This window comes from Williamsia muralis (genome assembly GCF_051487485.1).
Classification (GTDB): domain Bacteria; phylum Actinomycetota; class Actinomycetes; order Mycobacteriales; family Mycobacteriaceae; genus Williamsia; species Williamsia muralis_B.
In genome coordinates, this window is the sequence record NZ_JAHVCV010000002.1 from 453,243 (window position 1) to 477,005 (window position 23,763).

The window sequence follows — 23,763 nt, forward strand, 5'->3', positions numbered from 1 at the left end:
CTTCGTAGAAGTTCGATTGACGGTGATCTCGGGATACGGATCGTTCATGAGTCACGCCCGGACTCGTGCCAGCTGCCGACTGCGAACTTCGACACGATCCCCATCACGCCGAACACCGCGACTCCGAAGATCGATGCGAGCACGATGGCTGCGATCAGATCGTCGGACTGCAGGCGGCCGCGGTAGACGTCGAGCAGTGTGCCGATTCCCGGCTGTCCCTTGGCGAAGAACATGTCTCCGATGATCGCGCCCACCACGACAAGTCCCGACGCGGTGCGCACACCGGTGAGAATGGCCGGAAGTGCGGCCCGCAGTTCGAGTTTGACCAACCGGTCCCAACGTGACGCACGAGAGAGCGCAAAGAGCTCGTGCAGTCCGCGGTCAACAGACCTTATTCCGAAGTGGGTGTTGGTGATGATCGGGAAGGCAGCGATCAGCACACAGACCAGCGTGCGCGACATCATTCCGTATCCGAACCACAAACCGATGAGCGGAACGATGGCGAGGATGGGGATCACCTGGATCACCACGGCATAGGGATAGATGATGCGCTCGATCCACTTGGCCTGACTCATCAGCACTCCGGTGCCGACACCCACCACAACCGCCACCAGGAATCCGACCATCGCCACCTGCGCCGTCACCGCCAGCGCTTCGAGCATGGGCCGCAGGTGCGTCCAGTCCATCAGGGAGTTCCTCAGCACATCGCCCGGTGGCGGTAACAGGAATCTCCGCTCCGGCGACAGGACCCAGTAGCTGACCATCGACCACAACACCAGAGCGCCGAGCAGCGACAGCAGGGGGCCGAGCACAACGGCTGTCGCCGTGCGGATGCGCCGCTTGGACAGGCGACCGGACGGCGCGTCCGGTCGTGCCGTTGCCGTATATGTCCTTCCGGGCCGGGCGAGCGTGGCATCGAGCTGGGTCATCGGTTGCTCCTGTGCAGGGTCGCCGAGATCTCGGAGACGTGGTCGGTGAAGCGGGTGTCGAATCGCAGCTCGGGGCTGCGTGGATAAGGGAAGTCGATGTCGAACTGGGCGGCTATGCGTCCCGGTCGTGCGGTCATCACCACCACCCGATTGGCGAGGTAGACCGCCTCGGACACCGAATGTGTGATGAACATGGCGGTGAAATGCCGTTCGGCGTATAGCCTTTGGAGTTCGACCTGCATGTCCAGTCGAGTCATCTCATCGAGTGCGCCGAACGGTTCGTCGAGCAGCATGGTGGCCGGCGACAGAGTCAGCGCCCGCGCCAACGACACACGCATCTTCATGCCACCGGAAAGCGCTTTGGGTAGTTGATCCGCGAATTGCTCCAAGCCCACCGCGGAGATCGACTCCGCGGCACGACGTTTGACGGCGGCACGATTCTCGCGACGCAACTCGGCCGACAACTCGACATTCGCCCGAACGCTTCGCCACGGCAGCAACGTCGGTTCTTGGAAGATGAAGCCGACCGAATCGTCAGCCACTGCGACCGATCCCGCGGTCGGCTCTTCGAGACCGGCTGCCATCCGCAATAGCGTGGACTTCCCGCAACCCGACGGCCCGACAACCGCCACAAAATCTCCGCGGCGCACCTCGAGGCCGACGTCCTCCACGGCAACCGTCCCGGTGTCGAACTGCTTGCCGACATCGGCGAAGACGATCTGCGTGTTCTTCGTGAGCCTGCGCGCGTCTGCGTCCCGCACTGTGTCCGCGAGTCTCATCTCGACCTCCATACGATCGGCTAGTACATGTAACAGTGGGCTGTTCATTCCTCACCATGGTGGATTACATGCATGACGATCGAGTTGCACGCAGTTACGTTCTCGTGACATCGGTTCTCTTGCGGGCCGTTCAACTGGCTTTTTGAAGTGTCCCCAGATGCTGCCTACGGTTTTAACAGTCGGTAACAACGTCGCAACACACTACTGATTGCATGTAATTGTTCCGGCGCACGAGGCGACCGGGCGGCGCGAGCACATGCTCGATCGCAATCCAGGTGAGCGTCCGCGACCACCCCACCCATCTTTGAGGAGAAACCATGACGTTCTCGCACCGTCGGCGTTTCGGCATCACTGCCGTAGCGCTCACCACGTTGACCCTGTCCGCCTGCGCATTCGGGTCCGACGACGCGGCAGAAACGGTCTCGATCGAACCGGCGGCAGCGGAGCAAAGTCTCGCTGATGTGTGTCCGGCAAACGTCGGCGCGCAGTTGCAGTGGCAGCCACAGTCCGACATGGGCGCTCTCTTTGCCATGCTCGGCCCGGGCTACCAGGTGAACACCGACGACAAATCGGTCACCGGCCCGCTGGTGGCCGGAGGCAAGGACACGGGAGTGGACATCACACTGAAGTCCGGCGGACCGGCGACCGGGTTCCAGTCCGTCACCTCGCAGCTGTATGTGGACGACTCGGCGATGCTCGGTGTGGTGCACGGAGATCAGCTGGTGTCGGCGGCTGCCGACCAACCTGTGGTCGGGGTGACGCCACTGCTCAAATACAGCCCGGCGATTCTGATGTGGGATCCGCAGACGCATCCCGAATGGAAATCCGTCAGCGATGTGGGCACCGGCGATGCCACCGTGGTGGTTTCCAAGGACCAGATCTTCCCGCAGTGGATGGTGGCGAAAGGTCTGTTGAAGCCGTCCCAGATCGACACCAGCTACGACGGCGCACCATCGAGGTTCGTCGGTGACCCGGCGATCGCCCAGCAGGGGTTCGCCAACTCGGAGCCGTACACGTATGAGGAGGAGACGCCCGCGTGGGACAAACCGGTTTCCTACGGCCTGATCAAAGATGCCGGCTACGACATCTATGCCTCGAATGTCTCTGTGCGAGCTGACAAACTCGCCGAGTTCTCGCCGTGCCTCGAGAAGCTGGTGCCCATCATCCAGCAAGCGGGCGTCGACTACATCACCTCTCCCGAGGCGACGAACAAGGTCATCGTCGACGTGGTGTCGCAAGACCAGACCTACTCGCCCTACAGCGAGGGCGAAGCCGCTTTCAGTGCTGATCTCCTGCAGGAGAAGGGTCTGCTCGCGAACGAGGACAACGGCGCGTTCGGTGTTTACGACGACGCCCGCACCAGCCGCAACGTCGCAGAACTGACACCGGTACTGGCCGCAGGGGGAAATAGTGTGCCCGCGTCGATGACCGCGCAGCAGATGTTCACCAACCAGTTCACCGATCCGACCATCTCCATTCCCTGACCAGCAGCACTCTCGCGAACGCAGCGCGTTCCCTCCCGGCCCTGAACCCCCGGACCCAAAACTCCCAGACCCCAAGACCCCCCAAACCCCAGACCTCAGACCTCAGACCTCAGAACGGGAAGTCCTCAGCTCATGACGTACGACATGACCGAATTGCAGCGCGAACGCCGAATGGGCGCAATCGGCACCGAGAGCACACGCGAGGTGCGGCGCATCTCGCTGGCCGACCTCAGCACCAGACGCGCCGAGATCGCCGATGAATTGTGGTCGGCAGCAACCGACATCGGGTTCTTCCAGGTGGTCGACCACGGTATCGACCTGACCGAGGTACGTCGGGCCTTCGCGATGGCAGAAGCATTCTTCGCACTGCCGGCCGAGGTCAAGGCCCGCTATCCGAAACGATTCAATTCCGGATGGGAGAGCATGACCCAGGTTCGGCCGTCGGTGGGAACCCCGGACCAGAAGGAGTCTTACCAGGTCACCCTCTCGAACATGGACGGACTCTGGCCTTCTGACGATGAACTCGTCGGGTTCACCGACACCATCAAGGCGTTCGAAGCCAAGTGCTGGCGCCTGGCGATGGATCTGCTGTCGCTGTTCGCCGAGAAGATGGGTTTTCACCGCGACTTCTTCGCGGCGGCCCATGACCCGACATCTGCCACCTACCAGAGCACCCTGCGTCTACTGCACTACTTCGCGGTCCCACAGGACGCCGAACTGACCGGGATGTGGCGAGCGGGAGCGCACACCGATTTCGACTGCCTCACACTACTTTTCCAGCGAAACGGTCAGGGCGGATTGCAGGTGTGCCCGGGCAAGGAGATGGATTCACAGGAATGGACGTCGGTTGAACCCTCCGATGATGCGATCACCTGCAACATCGGGGACATGCTGATGCGGTGGAGCGACGACGTACTACCGTCCAACTTCCATCGGGTGCGCAGCCCCGGGGCCGGGGACGACCGTGGTGCACGGTATTCCATCGCCTTCTTCGCCCAGGCCAACAGCGAGGTGGTCATCGAGGGGCCCAACGGTAAGTACCCGCCGATCACTGCGAAGGACTATCTGCACCAGCGGATCAGTGCGAACTTCGCGAAGTAGTTCCAGCGCATAGTTCCAGCGCGGCGTCACAGCGCGGCTCCGGGTTCGGTACCCGGGGCCGCGTCCTCGACGAAAGGTCCGGCGTCGCAATGCCTGCGACCCGTCAGTGGTGCGAAGAACTCAGCTCGATCACCAGGACACCACAGGCAATCAGGACGATGCCTGCACCCATCACCCAGGTCAGCGGGTCCTTGAAGACCAACCTCGCCACGACCGCGGTCAATGCGACTCCGCACGCGGCCCAGATCCCGTAGGCCACACCGACGGGCATGCCGCCGGCCAAGGTCAGCGACAGGGCCCCGAACGCAACCAGATAGCCGACAACGGTCGGAATCAGCCAGATCATCTTGCGGAAGCCGTCCGACGCTCGCAGTGAGAGCGTGCCCCCGACCTCGAAGACGATCGCGATCATCAGGTACGTCCACGTCATTCGGGCGCCCTGGGTTCGTCCGTCGTCTCATGGCCGCCGTGCGAGCCCAATTCGACCAGGAGGACTCCACCGATCACGATCGCGATACCCACTCCGATACCCACGGTGAACGCATCACCGAAGATGACGGCGGCGAGCACCGCGGTCAGTGCGACCCCCACGGCCGCCCAGATCCCGTAGGCAACCCCCACCGGCATCCCGGCCCGCAAGACAAGCGCGAGGAAAGCGAACCCGCCGAGGTATCCGGCGACCACCAGAACCAGCCACCGCGCGTCGTCCACCGACGCGCGCAGGGCGAGGGTGGCGCTGACCTCGCTGACGATGGCGCAGCCGAGGACAAGCCACTTGTTCGTCGCGATGTTCGAGAGGACGGTCATCGACGACAATCATCGCGCACCGGCACGCCGGCGACCCGGTCGGCCAGATACCGCGCGATGCCGCTCGTGTCCACATTGCCGTGCCCGGCCGCGGGGCTGTAGGTGATGGTGATCGGGCCACCCAATTCGCACGCCTTGCGGATTCCGGCGGTGATCCACTCGGGGGCATTGAACCGGTCGACGCCGCCGTACAAGACGTACAGCGGGGCCGACAACCGGGTGCGCGGCAACGCCATCGACTGCAACAACGTGCGCAAGCGATCGGCTGCGGCAGGACTCGCCGGCGCGAACTCGGAGGCGGAGATCTGCCGTAGCGCCCGCTCGCGCGCGTTCGACCGTCCGCAGCCACTGAGATCGACCCACCGCTCCGCAAGGCCACCCTGACGATAGTTGTTCAGGTTGAAATCGGCGTGCCTGCGCGCCAATGACTCCTCGAGCCATTGCAGGATGCCCTGTTGTTCGAGGGTCAAGGTGCCGGCTGCGGCCAGATCCACCATCGGGGTCTTGTCCGTCGACGGAACCTGCGCAACTGCTCCGACAAGGCGGAGTTCCGGCGCATAAACCGCCGCGAGCTCGTCGGCCGCCCAGCTGGCGGCTCCACCCTGAGAGATGCCGTAGGTCGCCCATGTCGACGACATGCTGGGGAAGACGTGTCGGATGGCGCGTACCGAGTCGATCATCGTGCGAGCCGCCGCATACGGATCGAGATAGGGGTGGGGTCCACTCGGCGTGCCGAGCCCGGAGTAGTCCGCGAAAGTGACGGCCATCCCCGCACGCAGGTAATTGCGGACCAACCGGAGCAGGCCGTACAGGTCCGGGGTGAGAGAAGGTGCACAGTCGACGTTGATGCCGGTGGATCCGTGGCCGATCGCAAGAATTGGCCAACCGCCCTCCGGCGCCTGCCCCGACGGCACGAACACGGTTCCCGAGACGACGATCGGCCGGTTCTCGATGTCGGTGGATCGGTACAGGATCCGCTTGCCGGACACCCGCGTCGACTCGGCGCCACCGGACACCCAGTCCGTCACCTCGACCACGTCACCTGGGCCCGGGAACGGTAGATGCGCCGGGTTGGTCCAGCTCGTCTCCTCGCCGTTCGATGTCGAGGTGGCTTCGCCGCCGCAGCCGGCGAGCACAAGGGCCACAACCAGTGCGGCGAGTGCAACCGCTCGCCTCGTCAGACCCACGGCAGGAACTTACCAGCGACACCCCGGGGCGCAGTGCACGCCGCGGGCGGCCACGTTCACGATCAGGTCCTGAACGCGCATGTCCTGAACGCGGTGACCCGGCCGGACGTCGACTCTGCGGCAGCAATCACCCGGTCCGGCCGAACGAGAACTGCGTTGAGATGGCCGCTGCGAAGCCACTGGGTGAGTTGAGGTGCGGCCGGGCCGAACTCGCCAACCGTCACTCTGCGTGCACCAACGGCATCGGCGTGGTCGGCCAACTCGTCGGTGAACCGACCGTTGTGCACCAGCACCGGGCCGAGCCCCAGCACGTCGTCGGAGCCGGCCAGCATCTCGCCGTCAGGGGCCGAGCGCAGGACGAATTGGGGGAACAACGCGCCGAGTCGACCACTCCCCCGTCGGATGCGCTCCCGTGCGTGCAGGCTTCCTCTGCCGACCCGCGGATAGATCAGCCGCGGCCCGATGGTCGCGGCACCTGGCGCACCGCCGAGCCCACGCAACACCGCGTCCACGGCCGCTCTGCCCGGTCCGGGCTCGACGGTCATGGCCCGGCCGATCGCTGTTGCCGCGACCACCGACCGCAGGACGTGCGGTGCGCGCTCGGTCTGGTAGCTGTCCAACAGACGGTCGTCCGCGCGACCGTCGAGTACGGCAGCGAGCTTCCAGGTGAGGTTCATCGCATCGCGTTGTCCTGCGCCGAGTCCCTGACCGATGAAGGGCGGGGTGAGATGTGCTGCGTCGCCCAGGATGAACAGGGGGCCTGCGCGCCAACGCCGTGCCACCCGCGCGGCGTGCCGGTATCGCGCCGTCCGGACCACCTCGATGTCGCAGCTGCCGGGCAACGACCTCCGTATCTCACCGAGTGCCCAGAGCGCGTCCGGCTCGCGATCCAGATCGGCCGGTAGCCGGAACTCCCACCGGTACCGGTCAGCTCCGATTCGCATGAACGTCGATGCTCCAGATCCGGCGCAGACCTGGTGCACGCCCGGCCACATCGGAACCTCGTGGGAGGTACGGACATCGACGACCAGCCACTCCTGGGTGAATCGCAGGTCGCGCCAAGTCCCCCCAATGGCTTGCGCCACCGCACTCGAAGCGCCGTCGCAACCGAGGACATAGCGTGCGTGCAGCGTGGCGCGGGCACCGGAGTCCCGTCGGACGCTCACCACCGCCCCGTCGGCTCCGGGTGTGATCGCCTCTACGAGAGAGCCTTCCATCACCTGCGTACCCGGGTGTTCGGCCAGGGCGCCGCGCAGTGCCCGTTCCAGGTCCGGCTGATCGAACATCGTGGACTCACGCCAGCCCCCGTGACCCACGGCGCGTTCACGTGCGAACTCCATCAGCACCCGACCCCGCGGATTCACCAGGCGCAAGCCGTGTGCGGCTCGTCCACTGGGCCCGAACTCGGTTGCCGCACCGGCACTTTGCAGTATCCGGTAGACCTCGTCGTCGAGGTGAACAGCGCGAGGTAACGGATGCACGCCCCGTCGCCGTTCGACGACCACACAATCAACACCGTGTGCGGCCAGCAGGCAGGCCGCGGTCAGCCCTGTCGGTCCGGCCCCGACGACCACCACCGGCACCGTTGTCATCCTGCCGACCCCGCTTGTGCCCGCGGGGGCCGGGTGAGCGCCAGGCTGATGTTGGCCGGCCCGTCGAGCTGCGCGATCTCATCACCCAGTTCACGAGCACGCCGGCGATACCCCGGATCGGAGAGCACCGTGTCAACCGCGCGACGGATCGCCCGCGGTCGCGCTGATCGGAGCCGAATCCCACACCCGGACCGGACTATTCGGGCGGCGACCTCGTTCTTGTCCTCGGTTGTCCCGGCAACCACCATCGGAACGCCGTGCCTCAGCGCGTAATGCACCCCGCCCCAGCCGCCGTTGGTGACCAGCACGTCTGCCTTCGGCAGCATGAGATCGAACGGAACGAACTCTGTGACAATCGAATTGGCCGTTCGAACCCGCACCGACGATTGCGGTTTGCCACCTGTCGCAGCGACCACCACGGCGTCCATGTCCGCCAGACCGGCCAGGGTCGGTTCCACCAGCTTGCTCAGGTCACCGTTGTCGAGGGTGCCCTGCGTCACCACCACAACTCGCCTCGACGCGGTCACCTCGGGCCACCATTCCGGCGGATCATGCTGGCTGCCAACCGGATCGAGAACCGGTCCGACGAAGTCGAGACGGTCGGCAAGGTCGCGTCGCGGGTATTCGAACGATGGCGTGGTGAGCACGAAGATGTCGTCTGCCAGCAGTGGCCAATCCAGGATGAACGCGCCGGCACCGTGCCCGACGCACTCACGCACCGCTGTGTCGGCGAGGTGTTGCACCCGGCGCAGCACGAGGTGTTCGGCACCGACGGTCAGCAATCGGTTGCGCATCATGCCCAGGCGCGTGGTCGACGGCGGGATCCCTGGCCCGAACGGACCCGTGTCCCGGCTGTTCACCATCAACGGCGACGTACAGACCGAACCGACTCTCGGCCGCCGGCCGGCCCGCGTGAGCAGTGGGAGAACACCCAGGAACAGGTTCTCGGCCAGCACCACATCGACGTCGGTCTCGGCCACGAGCGCCGACAGCGCCCGGTATTGGTCGGCGATCTTTGCTGCGAACAAATGCTCGAGGTCAAAACGCGACCGCAGGACGCCGGGCATCCGGTGGCGGCCGGGAAAGACCCGGTCGAGGTCGCGGTCATCGAAGTCACACGACGCAGGAAGCGGAACGTGTGCCAATCCCGCCTCTTCGATGCGGCGGCGAAACCGGCTGCCGGTGAGAACCACAACGGTCCAGCCGTCCAGCCGGAGTTGTCTGCCGATGGCGATCATCGGCGCCACATGGCCGGTCAGCGGCGCACTGCACAACAAGACACCGGGCACCTGCGAACCTCGTCCTTCCAGCCCCACCGAACTCCCGATGTTGCCACACGAGCGCCATCATCGACGTCGCCGCGACGGATCGGCGGCCCAAAGGTCGAGCGGCTGAACGACACGCCCTGAAGATCTCCTGAAAATCACGGTCGAACCGGCGCCTCACGGTTGCGGTGGCACCCGATCGGACCTACGTTTGCGTCAGTCACGACGTTCGCACGGATGCGAGAAAACGACTGCCCCAGTTCTTTTGAGACAAGATTCGGACTTCATCTCATGGCTACTGCCTTTGTCAACCAGATCAGCACCGCTGTACCTGACCTCGATGTCCACAACATCTTCGTCGACCACGCGCCCGAACTGATCGAGGAACGACGCAAGATGCTGTTGTTCCGGCGAATGGCAGAGCGCGCCCAGATCTCTCATCGGTGGTCCGCGGTGGAGGACCCGATCACCTTCTACGGCGGAAACCCGAGCTCGGTCGACACCGAGACACGCATGGTCGAGTACGAGGACAAGGCCCCGAAACTCGCACGCAAGGCCGTCGAAGGCCTCGATCTCGGTGACGCGGCCAACGAGATCACCCATCTGGTGATCGTCACCTGCACCGGATTCTATTCTCCGGGAATCGATTACGACATCATCAAAACCTGTGGCATCAGCCCCAACGTCGACCGCACCCAGATCGGGTTCATGGGCTGTTTCGCCGGCATCACCGGACTCAAGACCGCCGACAACATCGTCCGCGCGAACCCACAGGCGAAAGTCCTGCTCGTGAGCGTCGAGCTGTGCTCGGTCCACATGCAGCAGCCCAAGAGCCTGGAATCGATGTTGTCGTTCCTGATCTTCGGGGACGGTTGTGCCGCCGCCGTCATCTCGGCCGATCCATCGGGCATCGAGCTCGACTCGTTCAAACAGGTCATGGTTCCCGATACGCGGGATCTGATCACCTGGCGCATCGGCAACGCCGGCTTCGACATGGTTCTCTCGGGCAAGGTGCCCGGACAGTTGGGCCGCGCACTGAACCAGGAGAACCTCAAACTCATCCTTGCCGGGCGCACCCCTGGCGACATCGATCTCTGGGCGATCCACCCGGGGGGCCGCACCATTCTCGACGCGGTGGAGAACGCACTCGAACTCGAGCCCTCCGCCTTGGAGGTGTCGCGGTACGTGCTCGACAACTACGGCAACATGTCGTCGGCCACCGTGCTGTTCGTGCTCGCCGAGATGATGAAACGGGCAGCTGCGGGAGGCCCGACCGGGATGGGCAGTGCGATGGCATTCGGGCCAGGCTTGACTGCGGAGACGATGCTGTTCCGCCTCTGATCGGTCCGATCAGTCCTGTTCGGCGCGGCGCCTGCGGTATGCCGCGACGTGGGCCCTGTTGCCACATCCCCCATCGCTGCAGAATCGACGAGATCGGTTGCGGGACAGGTCGATGAAGACGAGCCGGCAACCCTCACCCGCACATGTCTTCAGTCGGCTCAGCTGATCGGTGCGGATCAGGTCGATCAACGCCATCGCGTTCTCTGCAGCCATCCGGTCGGCGAGTGGCGCCTCGGGTTCGGTGACGTGAATATGCCAATCCCAACCGTCGTGGCGGGTGAGGTACGGCCGGGCGTCAGCCTCTCGGAGCATCACGTTCACCTCGTGCGCCGCGTCATCGATCCCGAGTTGCCAGAGGGTGTCGAGCCGGGTGCGCAGTGCTCGCACGGCATCGAGTTCGGCGGCGTCGCCGTCCCGGCGGCCCGTGTAGCCCTGGTCGTCGAGGAAGTCGCGGAGCTCGCCGGTGGTGCTCAGCGTGTCGACGTCGTCGCGGCCGGAGTTGATCAACGCGGCAGTGGCCACCAACGCGACGTCGGTGTCATGAGCAAATAGCATTTGACTCCTTACCAGCGATCCGTTTAGCTGTCATGAGTGTAAACAGTTTTACTCCTGTCACCCTCATCGGAGGAATCTTGAAGTTCGTTGATGCGCGCACCCTGCCCGGGTTCGGCTTGGTGATGGGCGTGACGTCGGCCGTGTCGTTCGGCACCTCGGGGCCGCTCGCCAAGGGACTGATCGACAGCGGCTGGTCCTCAGCCTCAGTGACGGCCGTACGCCTGGGCGCCGGTTCGCTCCTACTCCTCGTTCCGTTGATAATGCTGCGCCGCAACCTGTTTGCCCAGTGGGCCCGATCGCCGATGCTCGTGATCGCCTACGGCATCCTCGGCGTCGCCGTCGTCCAACTCAGCTTCTTCAACGCGGTCCGATACCTCGACGTGCCGGTTGCCCTGCTCATCGAATACTCGGGGCTGATCCTCGTGGTGGGGTACGACTGGCTCATCCGCGGACGCACGCCGACACCCTTGACCGGCCTCGGTTGTGTCATCGCACTGGCGGGTCTGGTGATGGTCATCGTCGGCGGCGGCGACATCGGTGACATCGACCCCGTCGGGTTCGTGTGGGCCGTCATCGCCGGAGTCGGACTCGCGGCCTATTTCATCCTGGCCACCGAGGATTTCGGCAAATCGGGTCAGAGCGTGGAGCCATTGGCCCTGACCACCGGCGGATTGCTGCTCGGTACAGCGGTGATCGGCATCGCCGGCGCGCTGGGTCTGCTGCCCATGGCCGCGGGCACCGGGTCCACCGTGCTCGCCGACACCTCGGTGCCCTGGTGGGTGGTCGCACTGGCGATAGCCGGGATCTCCACCAGCCTCGCGTACGTCACCGGCGTACATGCCGTTCGGCTCCTCGGCGCCACCCCCGCGTCGTTCGTGGCGCTCATCGAGGTGCTCTCCTCCGCGGTGGTGTCGTGGTGGCTGCTGGGCCAGACCATGACCGCGGCCCAACTGGCGGGCGCGGCGGTGCTGCTGTCGGGGCTGGTGGCGGTCAACATGGGCGGTCGACTCAAAAGCGATTCACAACTCGCGGCACGGGTATCCGTGGAATAACCCGCCAGGGGTCCGGACTTGCACCACAAGGCCGATGAACAGACGGCTGAACCGGACGAAAGTGCAAAGGAGCATGTTGTGGCAAAGGTGTTGTTCGTGATGACCGCCGCCGATCATTGGACCCTCAAGGACGGAAGCAAGCATCCGACCGGTTTCTGGGCCGAGGAGTTCGTGGCGCCGTACGAGGAGTTCACGAACGCCGGCCACGAGGTGGTGGTGGCGACCCCAGGCGGCAAGGTACCCGTGGTGGACCAGGGCAGTTTGGCCGCCGACGCCAACGGTGGGCAGGACAAGGCCGACGCGATCGCCGCGAAACTCGAGTCGAATGAAGAACTGAAGCAGCCGATCTCTCTCGACGACGTCGACCTGAGCCAGTATGTGGCAGTTTTCTACCCCGGTGGTCACGGCCCCATGGAAGACCTCGCGGTCGACGAGGTGTCCGGTCGACTGCTGACCGAGGCCATCGATTCCGGGCGACCACTGGGTGTGGTGTGCCACGCTCCCGCCGCACTGCTGGCCGCGACCCGCGATGACGGATCGTTCACCTTCGCCGGCTACCAGGCGACGGGATTCTCCAATGCCGAGGAAACCCAGGCAGGCCTGGCCGACAAGGCCGTGTGGCTGCTCCAGGACCGGCTGATCGATCTCGGCGTCGACTACCAGGAGGGCGAGCCCTGGGCACCCAAGGTTGTCGTGGACCGCAACCTCTACACGGGCCAGAACCCAGCGTCGTCCGCACCGCTTGCGCAGAGGATTCTCGCCGATCTCGGCTGACCACAACTGGTGCATGGGCGCCGGCAACGACGAGCGGTCGAAGAGACCGATCAGCCCCGTCGTTGCCGGCGTCTTGTTGTCGGCGTCTTGACGGCGTCTTCTGTACGGGGCCACGGCGCGGAATTAAACGGACCGTGGTTTCATTTACAGTGTCATGAAGAACATCGGATTTTTGTCGTTCGGGCACTGGTCGGATTCACCCGGTTCACAGACCCGCTCAGCCGCCGACACCTTGCTGCAGTCGATCGACCTCGCGGTCGCGGCCGAGGAACTCGGCGCTGATGGCGCCTATTTCCGCGTGCATCACTTCGCTCGGCAGCTGGCGTCGCCATTTCCACTTCTTGCCGCAGTCGGGGCGAGAACCAGTCGCATCGAGATCGGGACCGGCGTCATAGACATGCGCTACGAGAACCCGATGTACATGGCCGAGGACGCCGGCTCCGCGGATCTGATCTCGGGTGGCCGACTGCAGCTCGGCATCAGCCGTGGTTCGCCCGAGCAGGTGATCGACGGCTACCGGTATTTCGGCTATGCGCCGAACGAGGACGCCTCGGACGCGGACATGGCCCGCCAGCACACGGATGTCTTCCTGAAGGTCATCGACAACGCCAAGTTCGCGCAGCCGAACCCGTCGCCGATGTTCCCCAATCCCCCTGGCCTGCTGGGCATCGAGCCCCAATCGCCCGGCTTGCGGGACCGCATCTGGTGGGGTGCCGGTACAAGGGCCACCGCGGAGTGGACAGCCGAGCAAGGTATGAACCTGATGAGTTCAACCCTGCTGACCGAAGACACCGGAGTGCCCTTTCATCAACTGCAGGCCGAACAGATCGAGCGTTTCCGCGAGACCTGGGAGTCAGCCGGACACAAGCGCGAGCCGCGAGTGTCCGTCAGCCGCAGCATCTTTGCACTTGTCGATGATCGGGACCGCGCCTATTTCGGGCGTGGCGGGCAAGATGCCGATCAGGTGGGCATCATCGACGGGACCACGGCGCGATTCGGCCGGAGCTATGCCGACGAACCGGACCGGTTGATCGAACAGCTCCGCGAGGACGAGGCGATCGCGGCAGCGGACACCCTACTTCTCACCGTGCCGAACCAGCTCGGTGCCGACTACAACGCACACGTCATCGAGTCGATCCTGACGCACGTCGCGCCCGCCCTCGGTTGGCGCTGACATCGCCCGCGCCTGCGTGCGACCATGTCTCGATGAGCGAACGTGAAGTACTCACCTGGGACCTTTTCGGGGCGGCGAGTCGTGAACTCGCTCAGACGGTCGCCGATTCCGCATTCGCGCCCGACGTGGTTCTCGGCATCGCCCGAGGGGGCCTGGTGCCGGCCGGGGCGCTGGCGTACGCGCTCGACTGCAAATCACTGTTCACCATGAACGTCGAGTTCTACACCGGTGTGGGCACCACGCTCGACGAGCCGGTGATACTCCCGCCCATCCTCGATGCCACCGAACTGGACGGCCTGACCGTACTCGTCGTCGACGATGTCGCGGACAGTGGAAAGACACTGGAACTCGTACACACCTTCTGTCGCAATCACGCCTCCGAGGTACGGACGGCGGTGTTGTACGAGAAGCCTGCCTCGGTGATCAAGGCCGACTACACCTGGCGGTACACCGACCGCTGGATCAACTTCCCCTGGTCCACCGAGCCACCCATCACGCCTCGCTGACCACGGTGCACGTCCAGCCGTACTGTCGAGCCGCGCAGTGGGCGCCGTGATCAATCGGCGCACACTGACCAGCGAGACCGCCGTTGTTCTCCGCGGAGCGAGACAGCGTCTGGCCGGCGGCGACATCGCAGGTGCTGCCGCAACGCTGACCTACTTCGCCGCGATCGCCATCGTCCCCTGGTTCCTGCTCGCGGTGTGGAGCACCACATGGTTCGAACCCGACCAGCAGGCCCAGGAGGAACTGCTGGCATTTCGGGTCCTCATCCCGCCGGACATGGGGGCACGACCGGCGTACGACGCACTGGTCGAGGCCGGGGTACAGATGGACCCGCTGAAGGCACTTGTCCTGTTGTTCCCGGCATCGTTCTACGGCGAAGGTCTGCGGCGCGCATGCCTTTCGATGGCGCCCGAACCCGACCGATTCACCGGATGGCGCGCACGTGCCCGCGTACTGGCATTGCTGGTCGCGATACCGGTGTTCGGACTGGTGTTCCGGACCGTGGGCGAGCAGCTCGTCACTTTCGCACCGGAGGGCGGTGGCACCGGCAGTGCGGGGGACCTGATCTTCCGAACCTGGATCGGGTTCCTCACCACATGGCTGGTGCTGTCGGTGGCACTCGTCTGGGTGTATCGCGCTGTGACACCGGGCAGCCCGAGATGGTGGGTGGCAGCGGTAGGCGCAGTCACCACCGCATCGTTCATGGCCGGATTCCTCCAGGGCTTCGCGTTGTTCCTGTCGCTGCCCATCGACGTCGGGATCCCCTACGCGGGTCTCGATGTCATCGGTGGTGTGGTCGCGGTCGGTCTGTGGCTCTGGATCCTGCATATGGTGGTGATCATGGGTTGGGCGGTGACACGATCCCTCGACACCGTGGTGGACGGCCGGCGTGGGGCCGAACCCGACCACACCAGCAACGATCCGGAGGAGAAGGCTTGAGCCACATCGTTGTTGTCGGAGCGGGTGTGGGCGGATTGGCCGCGGCAACACGTCTGGCGGCACAGGGGCACGCTGTCACCCTCGTCGAACAAGCCGCCACGGTCGGCGGCAAGCTCGGTGTGGAGAAGATCGATGATTTCGTGTTCGACACGGGCCCATCCCTGTTGACTCTCCCCCAGGTTCTCGACGATCTGTTCGCCGCGACCGGCGGAGGCTCGGCATCCGACGAACTCGGACTCCAACGCCTCGACATCGCCTGCCGGTACACCTTCCCCGATGGCGCCGTCCTCGATCTCCCCGGCGACATGCGCGACATCCCCGCCGCACTCGACGCGGCACTGGGCGAGGGACGAGGCGCACAGTGGAGTGCATTCTCCGAGCGCGCCCAACGGATCTGGGACGTCACCCGCATCCCGTTCCTGGAATCACCGATAGACGTCCGCACGATGCTCGGACTCTCTCGCCGCCTCGATGAGCTCGCGGCGGTGGCACCGTGGCGGTCGTTGCGCGGGATCGGTAAGTCGTATCTGTCCGATCCCCGACTACGGATGTTGCTCGACCGATACGCGACGTACACCGGGTCTGATCCCCGCAGGGCCCCGGCCGCACTGGCGAGTGTGCCGTACGCGGAGCAGGCTTTCGGTTCCTGGTACGTCGCCGGGGGTCTGGGGCGTATCGCTGCCGCGCTACTCGATCGCGCGCTGACCTTGGGCGTCGACGTACGTCTTGGCACGAAGGTCACCGAGATCGTCTCGGACGCAACAGGTGTCAGCGGTGTTCGGCTCGACGACGGAGGAGTCATCTCCGCGGATGCCGTGGTGGCCAACGCCGATGCGCACCAGGTCTACAGCACCTTGCTCACGGCTCGCCGATGGTCGATCCGGCAGGCACGATGGCGCCTGCGTCGCACCACCCGTTCGCTGTCCGGGTTCGTGATCCTATTGGCGTTGCAGAACGCCCCTGCCGGACAGCCACACCATCATGTGATGTTCGCCGAAGACTACGACGACGAGTTCGACGCGGTCTTCGGCCGTCATGGTCGGGCCCGTCCGGTTCCTCGTCCTACGATCTATCTCAGCGCTCCCCCCGACCCGGCGATCGTTCCGCATGAGGGCGCGGGTGCGTGGTTCGTTCTTGTCAACGCGCCTCCGCACGACCCCGAATCGGGTACCGATTGGGACGCCCCCGGGCTGGGCGACCGGTACGCCGACCAGATCCTGGACCTGATGGCCGAACGCGGGCTGGATGTACGTGGCGAGGTCGAGAACCGGGTGATCATCAGCCCGGCCGATCTGCAGCGACGGACGATGACACCGGGCGGCTCCATCTACGGCACTTCGTCCAACGGTGCGATGGCGGCGTTTTTGCGGCCGGCCAACAGGTCGCCCGTTCCTGGCCTGTTCCTCGTCGGCGGCTCTGCCCACCCGGGGGGCGGCCTGCCATTGGTGATGATGTCGGCCAAGATCGTCGCTGACATGATCGGGAACGCTGAGGGCAGTCAGTCCTCTAGGTCGGAGTGAACAGCGACCAGTAACTGGGCCAGGCCCGCAACGGCCAACACGGTCGCGATGATGGAGTAGATGGTCACCAGGGTGATGCTGTCGAGCGCGGGCAACACGTCGATCCCCGAACGCCTGGCACACCATTCGATGGCGCTGGTCGCGGTGGCGAAGGAAGCGACGATCACCCGCGATGGACGTTCCCACCAGGTCAGCACTCCGGGCCCCTCCATCCCGGTGGCCTGGGCGTGCGCGCGCACGGATTCGAGCAACAACGTGAGCAGGGCGAGCGAAACCCCGAGCCACGCAGGAGCACCGAGGACAACCAGGGTGAGGATCAGCAACAGGTCCGAACAGCGGTCGGCGAACGGGTCGAGTACCCGACCCCATCGAGACGCCTTGCCGGCGCGTACCGCGATTGCGCCGTCCACACCGTCGAGCACCGCGCCGACGAGGATCACGAGCATGGCCACCATGGGCCACGCGGCACCGGCCGAAGCGATCAGCGGAACGGCCGCCATGACCGCGACACCCGCCACCGTGACCGTGCTGGGGCTGACACCTGCGCGCACCAACGGGGTCGCGCATGTGTGAGCGATACGAACCCAACCGCTGATCCATATCGAACTCCGGGGATCGATACCACCATGCAGACGCGACCATCCGGCATACGCTTCTTCACGGGAAAACACGGGCCGCATGAGTACTGATACCTCCGATCCGCGACTCGCAAACCCGACCGCACCGTGGCGTACGACATGAACCGGCAACGTGGTGCGGGCTGGGACGCACTTCGATCGAGCAGAGGAAGGAAGCCGTGGCCACCTTCGCGTTCATCCACGGGGCCGGGGATGTCGGCTGGTACTGGCACCTCGTGGAATCCGATCTACGCACGCGGGGACACGACACCGTCGCGCCTGATCTGCCCTGCGAGGACCACTCGGCCGGCGTTGCCGAGTATGCCGACACAATTGCCGCTGCGGTGGGCGATCGGTCCGACATCGTTGTCGTCGCGCATTCGGCGGGCGGTCTCACCGCTCCCCTCGTCTGCGAGCGGGTCGCCGTCGAGTTGCTCGTTCTGGTCGCGCCGATGATCCCGACCCCTGGTGAAGCACCCGGCGATTACTTCACCAACACTCGCCTCGGCGACGAAAAGCGCACGCACTACGACGATGTTGTCGCGCTGTTCTATCACGACGTGCCGCCGGAGCTGGCCGCGCAGGCCGTTGCGAAAGGTCGCGATGAGTCCGAGGCGCGGGCCGACGAACCCTCACTTCTGCGCGCCTGGCCTGATGTGCCCACCCGAGTGCTGATCTGCCGCGATGACCGGGTGTTCCCTGTTGCCTACCTTCGTCGGGTGGTCACGGAGCGACTCGGCCTCACACCGGAGGAGATCGACGGCGGACACACTCCCGCACTCAGTCGACCATCCGAGTTGGCAGACCGCCTCCACACCTATGCGGCCGAAAAGGGCCTGGCGCCTGCGATTGCCGGGCAGAAGACCGGCGGCCAGGTGCTGCCATGACAGACATCTACGACGGTTACGACGCCGAATTGTCGCTCTACGATGAACCACTGCATCGGGCCTGCGCCGTCGGAGCAGGCGACCGCGTTCTCGACATCGGGTGCGGAACCGGACACTCCACGCGCCAGGCGGCGCGAACAGCCCACGCCGGCAATGCCTTCGGGATCGACATCTCCGAATCGGCCATCGAGCGGGCCCGCGAATTCGCTGACGCCGAGCAACTTTCGAACGTGACGTTCGAGGTCGCGGACGCACAGACCCATCTGTTCACACCGGGCGGCTTCGATGTCGTGATCAGTCGCTTCGGAACCATGTTCTTCGACGATCCGGTCGCAGCGTTCGCCAACATCGGCCGCGCGATACGGCCGGGCGGGCGACTGGCCATGCTCGTGTGGCAGGCACGCGAGCACAACGAGTGGAGCTCGGCCATCGCCCGGGCGCTCGGCACACCCCGCCCCTCGGGCCCCGGTCAGGTACCTGATGCGTTCTCACTTGCCGACCCATCAACCGTCACCGCGATCATGAGCGATGCCGGGTTTGTCGACGTCGTCGTGGACGGCGTCCATGAGCCGGTCTTATACGGCCGAGACGTTCACGCCGCACTCGAATGGGTCGGTGGCTTTGCAAACGTTGCCGACACGATGGCACGGCTGAGTCCGCTCGAGGTGGAACAGGCCACGGGACGATTGCGCGACATGCTGGCGAGCCACCAACGTGGAGACGGTGTCTGGTTCGACGCGCGGGCCTGGCTTGTCACGGCCCACGTGGCCGGCCCTCAGTGACCTGGCCGTGTCCGGGAGCGGTGCCTGTGTGACACCGGCCATCAGTCGATGCGCCGACCCATCCGATTCGGGTTCTGTTCCGAAGAAACCAATGCAACGACTCAACAGTCTGACCGCCGCTCGGGGACGGAGAACGCCACATGACGTCAGTAGATCAACACACCGACGCGCCGATCTTCAACGATCTGCTCCGAGACCGAAGCCACGAGATCGTCACTGCTGTCAACGCCGTGCTCACCGCCCATGTCTCCGACCACTCGGCCGCAATGAGCGACCTGAGCGCGGAGGTCACCCCCCTGGCCACGGCCGTCACCGACAGCCTGGACCGCGGGAAACGACTACGAGCGCAGTTCTGCATGTGGGGTTCATACGGTGTGACTGGAGGCGAACTGACTGCCGGGGTCGCCGAGATGGCGGCGGCGATCGAGCTCTTCCACTTCGCTGCGCTCGTACACGACGACCTGATGGACAACAGCGACACCAGGCGCGGCCTGCCCACCATGCACCGCCACTTCACGGCCGAGCACGCGCGACAGCAACGACTCGGCGACGGTGACGAACATGGCTCGGCGGCCGCCATCCTGGTCGGCGACATGTGCCTGTCGTGGTCTGACGACTTGTCCGCGATGGCCACCGACACTCTCGATCCGCGGTCGCGCCGCGCGGTTCGGGCCATCTGGTCGCAGATGCGCGACGAGGCCTACGCGGGCCAGTACCTCGACATGCTCAGCCAGACCGAGGCCGCCACCTCCCGCCGCCGCGCCGACCTCATCCTCCGATTGAAGAGCGCGAAATACACGATCAGCCATCCGCTTCGACTCGGTGGCGCGATCGCCGGCGCCGATGACAGGCTCCTGCACCTCTACGACCAGATCGGACTGACCGCCGGCGAAGCCTTCCAGCTGCGAGACGATCTCCTGGGTGTGTTCGGTGACCCCCAGATCACTGGCAAGCCGGCGATCGACGATGTTCGTGAGGGCAAGCGCACCCTGTTGATGGCGGTCGCCGAATCGCGTGCCGGCAGCACACAAAAAGAAGTCCTCAGGCGCTCGCTGGGCAATCCCGAACTGACCGACGCCGACCTCGAGGCCGTGCGTTCGGTGCTCACCGAGACCCGCGCCGATCAGGCCATCGAAGCGCGGATCGGTGAACTCACGAGCGACGCAATGGAAATCGTGGGCTCACTGCCGGTGGACACCGTCACCCGGCAGGCTTTGACCACCCTCATCGAGAAGTGCGTCTGGCGCCAAGCCTGACCGACCTCTCCGGCAGGCGCGTCGGTGTGACTGGCCGACGTCAGTGTGACGGACCGACGCGTCAGTGTGACGGACCGACGGTCCGGTCTCCCTTGAGGCGTTTGCGGATGAGTTCGGCGCTGATCAGACACATCGGCAGACCGATGCCGGGGCGGGTACTCGACCCCGCATAGAACAGGCCCTCGACCTTGCGGGAGCGGTTGGTGGCGCGCAGAAACGCACTCTGCCGCAACGTATGCGCGGGGCCGAGTGCACCACCAGACCACGAGTTGACGTTGTCGACGAAGTCGGCTGGCCCCACCGACCGCCGGACGACGATCCGCTCGGCGAGATCCGGGATGTTCGCCCAGGAGGCGATCGTCGCTACAGCCTGGTCCACGACCTTTTCGATGTCGGGAGCGCCGGCACCGTCGATGCCCCCACGTCCCAGACCGGGATCCGGAGGTGAGGGCACCAAAATGAAGACGTTCTCGTGGTCTGCGGGCGCCACGGAGTCGTCCGTCGCGGACGGGCGGCACACGTACAGCGACGCGGGATCCGGCATGTGCGTCGGGGACTCAAAGATCGCGTCGAAGTTGGTTGTCCAGTCGTCGGTGAAGAACAGCGAATGATGAGCCAGTTCAGGAAGACTTCCCTGCACGCCCAGATACGCCAGGACAGCGCCGGGCCCCGAAGTCGCCTTGTCCCACCACCGTTGGGGGAACGTCTGCAGATGCTCCGGTAGCAGCCTGGTCTCCACGTGGTGCAGGTCCGCGGCGCCCACGACGATATCCGCCGCGATATCCCGGTGGGTGCCATGGTCGTCGGCGACCCGCACCCCGACAACCTCGTCGCGTCGTCGCCCGATGACCCGACGACCCTGTCGACTACCGGCCCGCGGGCGGGTGAGAATTGCGGTCGCGGCCGTACCGGTGTGCAGTCGCACCCCGTTGTCGGCCGCCAGCCGGGACAGCGCCTCGACAAACGTGGTGAAACCCCCGTCGGGGTAACAGACTCCGTCAGCGAGATCGAGCCAGCTCATCAGGTGGTAGATGGCCGGCGTGCGTTCCGGGGAAGACCCGAGGAACACCGCCGGGTAACCGAGAACCTGTTGCAGTCGTCGATCCGAGAATCGTTGCGAGACAAATGATTGCAACGACCTGGTGAGCAGCTCGGCCAGCTTCGGTGCGTTGCGCAACACGTCTCGGCCGAGGAAGGCTCGCGGCGAATCGAAACTTGTGTAGAGGAAACGTTTGACGGCAATGTCGTAGGCATGCCGGGCGGAGTCGAGGTAATCGCCCAAGCCCGCTCCGGCACCCGGCTCGATGCTCTCGAACAGTGCTCGGTTACGTTCTTCGTCACCTTCGACATCGATCTTCTCGTCGGCGCCCTCGAAGAACACTCGATAGCCCGGTTCGAGACGAACCAAGTCGACCTGCTCTTCGGTGGACGTCCCGAGCAGATCGAAGAAGTGGTCGAACACCTCGGGCATCAGCCACCACGACGGTCCGGTGTCGAAACGGAATCCGTCGTGCTCCCAGGAGCCGGCACGGCCACCGAGATCATCGTTCTTCTCGACCAATTCGACGTCGTGGCCGTCATGAGCCAACAGGGCAGCAGTGGCCAGCCCCGCAACACCACCGCCGATGATGACTACCTTTTTCGATGGTGCGGTCACTTGAAGCTGTTCTCCGTATCGATGTCGTGAGGTCGCCCACGGCGCAGGGCTGCTCTGGCCGCGATGCGCGCCTTCTCCGGCGTGGGCACGCGCACCCTGGTCAGCCGAGCTTGCGCCGCCGTCGTCGCCCGCAGGCGCCGGGTCAGTTCGGCGAACAGGTCGTGTGCGGTACACACTGCCACGCGAGAGCCTCGCGGTAGCCGCGGAATGACCTCCGCGGCCGCAGCCAGGTCCATCTCGATGTCGTCGAGCCAGCTGCTCCAGATCTCTTCGTCGAGGTCGTCGGGTTGGAGGCCGACAAGATACTGCCGTCCGAGGCCGTCGCTGTCGTCGCCGAAGTCCCGGAGGAAGTTGATTTTTTGGAATGCGGCACCGAGGCGCTGGGCGCCAGGCGCCAGCTCCGCGTAGCGACCGGAGGGATTGGGTTCACCGGCCACGAATGCACACAGGCACATCAGGCCGATCACTTCAGCAGAGCCGTAGATATAGCAACCGAGGCTCGCGAAGTCGTGCTTTGTGCGCTGCAGGTCGGTGCGCATCGAATGGAAAAACGGTGCGACGAGTTCCTTGTCGATCCCGACTCGACGAGCGGTCCTGGCGAACGCGTGGACAACAAGATTGGCACTCGACCCCGTGTCGATCGCGGCGAAGGTGTCCTGTTCGAGCTTGTCGAGCTCCACCAGCCGGTCGACGCCATCCTGACCGGGCCGAGGGGCATCCACCACTTCGTCTGCTATCCGCACCAGTGCGTAGATGTTGCGGACGTCTTGCCGCACCTGCCCACCGAGCATTCGGGTCGCGAGCCCGAAAGACGAAGAGTAACAACGGATCACCAACGCCGCACTGGCGTCGGCTGCTGCGTCGTACCGCAGATACGGCGCCATCGCATCCATGCGCCCACGTGTTTGCACCATTCGACTCGCCCTCGCTTTCGGTCCACCGGCTCGCAGAGTCATCGGTTGACCTCCATCTGCGCCCGCAGCCAGTTGGGATGTGCGTCGAGACCGTAGGGGTCGGGTGCGGGCATCGACCGGATCTGTTCGACGAGCCATGGGCTCAGGGCCCACGGGGCACGGTCGACAACTGCCCACACATCGGAGATGTCGGACCACGCGTATTCGGCAACTTCGTCCGGGTCAGGCCGCAGTGTCCCCACCGGACTCGCGACGAACACCGGACAGATCTCGTTCTCCACCACGCCGCTGGAATCGACGGCCCGATAGCGGAAGTCGGGTAGCACGCAACGCAGATCCTCGACATCGATGCCCAGCTCGCGTTGCGCGTAACGGTAAATCGCGTCCTCGACGGATTCACCCGGCCGCGGATGCCCACAGAAAGAATTGGTCCATACGCCGGGCCATGTTCGCTTGCTCAGTGCACGCCGGGTCATCAGCAACCGGCCCTCGTCGACCACGTGGCACGAGAATGCAAAATGCAGGGGTGTGTGTGAGGTGTGCACGGTCGCCCTGTCGGCCGTCCCACACGGACGTCCGTCAGCGCTTGCCAAAACCACCAAGTCGTCGGTCATGCATACCTCGTCTTTTCGGGTGTGTATGTTCCT

The 23,763-nt window shown here is 65.0% G+C and carries 24 protein-coding genes; 12 read left to right on the plus strand and 12 right to left on the minus strand.

Annotation, left to right across the window (positions count from 1 at the left end):
- Window positions 1-44: 44 nt before the first annotated feature.
- Window positions 45-929 (minus strand): ABC transporter permease, encoded by an 885-nt coding sequence (locus KXR83_RS05425; protein ID WP_437423914.1) that lies wholly within the window; start codon window positions 927-929, stop codon window positions 45-47.
- A complete protein-coding gene (locus tag KXR83_RS05430; protein WP_437423915.1) occupies window positions 926-1,708 on the minus strand; it encodes an ABC transporter ATP-binding protein in 783 nt (260 codons plus the stop codon). The genes KXR83_RS05425 and KXR83_RS05430 overlap by 4 nt, the downstream gene beginning before the upstream one ends.
- 317 nt (window positions 1,709-2,025) lie before the next feature.
- Here KXR83_RS05430 and KXR83_RS05435 point away from each other — a divergent pair, with 317 nt between their 5' ends.
- Both KXR83_RS05435 and KXR83_RS05440 read left to right on the plus strand, forming a co-directional pair.
- Complete coding sequence (locus tag KXR83_RS05435; RefSeq protein WP_437423916.1) at window positions 2,026-3,192, plus strand: nitrate ABC transporter substrate-binding protein; 1,167 nt, start codon at window positions 2,026-2,028, stop codon at window positions 3,190-3,192.
- A gap of 132 nt (window positions 3,193-3,324) precedes the next feature.
- Complete coding sequence (locus tag KXR83_RS05440; RefSeq protein ID WP_437423917.1) at window positions 3,325-4,293, plus strand: isopenicillin N synthase family dioxygenase; 969 nt, start codon at window positions 3,325-3,327, stop codon at window positions 4,291-4,293.
- Window positions 4,294-4,396: 103 nt separating this feature from the next.
- On the opposite strand, the gene KXR83_RS05445 is transcribed toward KXR83_RS05440, so the two are convergent.
- The 5 genes from KXR83_RS05445 to KXR83_RS05465 form a co-directional block, all read right to left on the minus strand.
- Window positions 4,397-4,723: a DMT family transporter gene (locus KXR83_RS05445; RefSeq protein WP_437423918.1), complete on the minus strand. Its 327-nt coding sequence runs from the start codon at window positions 4,721-4,723 to the stop codon at window positions 4,397-4,399.
- Window positions 4,720-5,100, minus strand: a complete 381-nt coding sequence (locus KXR83_RS05450; RefSeq protein WP_437423919.1) for a DMT family transporter — start codon at window positions 5,098-5,100, stop codon at window positions 4,720-4,722. The genes KXR83_RS05445 and KXR83_RS05450 overlap by 4 nt, the downstream gene beginning before the upstream one ends.
- Window positions 5,097-6,287, minus strand: a complete 1,191-nt coding sequence (locus KXR83_RS05455; RefSeq protein ID WP_437423920.1) for a lipase family protein — start codon at window positions 6,285-6,287, stop codon at window positions 5,097-5,099. The genes KXR83_RS05450 and KXR83_RS05455 overlap by 4 nt, the downstream gene beginning before the upstream one ends.
- Window positions 6,288-6,349: 62 nt before the next feature.
- Window positions 6,350-7,879 (minus strand): bifunctional 3-(3-hydroxy-phenyl)propionate/3-hydroxycinnamic acid hydroxylase, encoded by a 1,530-nt coding sequence (locus KXR83_RS05460; RefSeq protein WP_437423921.1) that lies wholly within the window; start codon window positions 7,877-7,879, stop codon window positions 6,350-6,352.
- On the minus strand, window positions 7,876-9,168 hold the full coding sequence (locus KXR83_RS05465; RefSeq protein ID WP_437423922.1) for a glycosyltransferase: 1,293 nt from the start codon (window positions 9,166-9,168) through the stop codon (window positions 7,876-7,878). The genes KXR83_RS05460 and KXR83_RS05465 overlap by 4 nt, the downstream gene beginning before the upstream one ends.
- Before the next feature lie 267 nt (window positions 9,169-9,435).
- On the opposite strand from KXR83_RS05465, the gene KXR83_RS05470 reads away from it, so the two are divergent.
- Window positions 9,436-10,485: a type III polyketide synthase gene (locus KXR83_RS05470; RefSeq protein ID WP_437423923.1), complete on the plus strand. Its 1,050-nt coding sequence runs from the start codon at window positions 9,436-9,438 to the stop codon at window positions 10,483-10,485.
- Between the two features lie 9 nt (window positions 10,486-10,494).
- On the opposite strand, the gene KXR83_RS05475 is transcribed toward KXR83_RS05470, so the two are convergent.
- Window positions 10,495-11,040 carry a CGNR zinc finger domain-containing protein gene (locus tag KXR83_RS05475; protein ID WP_437423924.1) on the minus strand — a complete coding sequence of 182 codons (546 nt, stop codon included), beginning with the start codon at window positions 11,038-11,040 and terminating at the stop codon, window positions 10,495-10,497.
- Window positions 11,041-11,117: 77 nt separating this feature from the next.
- On the opposite strand from KXR83_RS05475, the gene KXR83_RS05480 reads away from it, so the two are divergent.
- From KXR83_RS05480 to KXR83_RS05505, 6 genes are all read left to right on the plus strand, one after another.
- Window positions 11,118-12,092 carry an EamA family transporter gene (locus KXR83_RS05480; protein ID WP_437423925.1) on the plus strand — a complete coding sequence of 325 codons (975 nt, stop codon included), beginning with the start codon at window positions 11,118-11,120 and terminating at the stop codon, window positions 12,090-12,092.
- Window positions 12,093-12,170: 78 nt separating this feature from the next.
- Window positions 12,171-12,866 (plus strand): type 1 glutamine amidotransferase domain-containing protein, encoded by a 696-nt coding sequence (locus KXR83_RS05485; RefSeq protein WP_437423926.1) that lies wholly within the window; start codon window positions 12,171-12,173, stop codon window positions 12,864-12,866.
- Window positions 12,867-13,020: 154 nt separating this feature from the next.
- A complete protein-coding gene (locus tag KXR83_RS05490; RefSeq protein ID WP_317713139.1) occupies window positions 13,021-14,040 on the plus strand; it encodes an LLM class flavin-dependent oxidoreductase in 1,020 nt (339 codons plus the stop codon).
- A gap of 32 nt (window positions 14,041-14,072) precedes the next feature.
- A complete protein-coding gene (locus tag KXR83_RS05495; RefSeq protein WP_437423927.1) occupies window positions 14,073-14,546 on the plus strand; it encodes a phosphoribosyltransferase in 474 nt (157 codons plus the stop codon).
- 37 nt (window positions 14,547-14,583) lie between these two features.
- Window positions 14,584-15,483, plus strand: a complete 900-nt coding sequence (locus KXR83_RS05500) for a YihY/virulence factor BrkB family protein (protein ID WP_437423928.1) — start codon at window positions 14,584-14,586, stop codon at window positions 15,481-15,483.
- Window positions 15,480-17,003, plus strand: a complete 1,524-nt coding sequence (locus tag KXR83_RS05505) for a phytoene desaturase family protein (protein ID WP_437423929.1) — start codon at window positions 15,480-15,482, stop codon at window positions 17,001-17,003. The genes KXR83_RS05500 and KXR83_RS05505 overlap by 4 nt, the downstream gene beginning before the upstream one ends.
- Here KXR83_RS05505 and KXR83_RS05510 read toward each other — a convergent pair.
- On the minus strand, window positions 16,982-17,683 hold the full coding sequence (locus KXR83_RS05510; protein WP_437423930.1) for a CDP-alcohol phosphatidyltransferase family protein: 702 nt from the start codon (window positions 17,681-17,683) through the stop codon (window positions 16,982-16,984). The genes KXR83_RS05505 and KXR83_RS05510 overlap by 22 nt on opposite strands.
- A 116-nt stretch (window positions 17,684-17,799) precedes the next feature.
- Here KXR83_RS05510 and KXR83_RS05515 point away from each other — a divergent pair, with 116 nt between their 5' ends.
- The 3 genes from KXR83_RS05515 (at window position 17,800) to KXR83_RS05525 (ending at window position 20,545) form a co-directional block, all read left to right on the plus strand.
- Entirely contained in the window at window positions 17,800-18,507 is a 708-nt protein-coding gene (locus KXR83_RS05515; protein ID WP_437423931.1) for an alpha/beta fold hydrolase, read from the plus strand.
- A complete protein-coding gene (locus KXR83_RS05520) occupies window positions 18,504-19,289 on the plus strand; it encodes a class I SAM-dependent methyltransferase (RefSeq protein WP_437423932.1) in 786 nt (261 codons plus the stop codon). Before KXR83_RS05515 ends, KXR83_RS05520 begins: the two co-directional genes overlap by 4 nt.
- A gap of 140 nt (window positions 19,290-19,429) precedes the next feature.
- Window positions 19,430-20,545, plus strand: a complete 1,116-nt coding sequence (locus KXR83_RS05525; RefSeq protein ID WP_437423933.1) for a polyprenyl synthetase family protein — start codon at window positions 19,430-19,432, stop codon at window positions 20,543-20,545.
- A gap of 61 nt (window positions 20,546-20,606) precedes the next feature.
- On the opposite strand, the gene crtI is transcribed toward KXR83_RS05525, so the two are convergent.
- From crtI to idi, 3 genes are read right to left on the minus strand one after another with little or no spacing between them, the layout of a single operon-like run.
- Window positions 20,607-22,202: a phytoene desaturase family protein gene (crtI, locus tag KXR83_RS05530; protein ID WP_437423934.1), complete on the minus strand. Its 1,596-nt coding sequence runs from the start codon at window positions 22,200-22,202 to the stop codon at window positions 20,607-20,609.
- On the minus strand, window positions 22,199-23,116 hold the full coding sequence (locus KXR83_RS05535; protein ID WP_437423935.1) for a phytoene/squalene synthase family protein: 918 nt from the start codon (window positions 23,114-23,116) through the stop codon (window positions 22,199-22,201). Before KXR83_RS05535 ends, crtI begins: the two co-directional genes overlap by 4 nt.
- A 38-nt stretch (window positions 23,117-23,154) precedes the next feature.
- Window positions 23,155-23,730: an isopentenyl-diphosphate Delta-isomerase gene (idi, locus tag KXR83_RS05540; protein WP_437423936.1), complete on the minus strand. Its 576-nt coding sequence runs from the start codon at window positions 23,728-23,730 to the stop codon at window positions 23,155-23,157.
- Window positions 23,731-23,763: the final 33 nt, after the last annotated feature.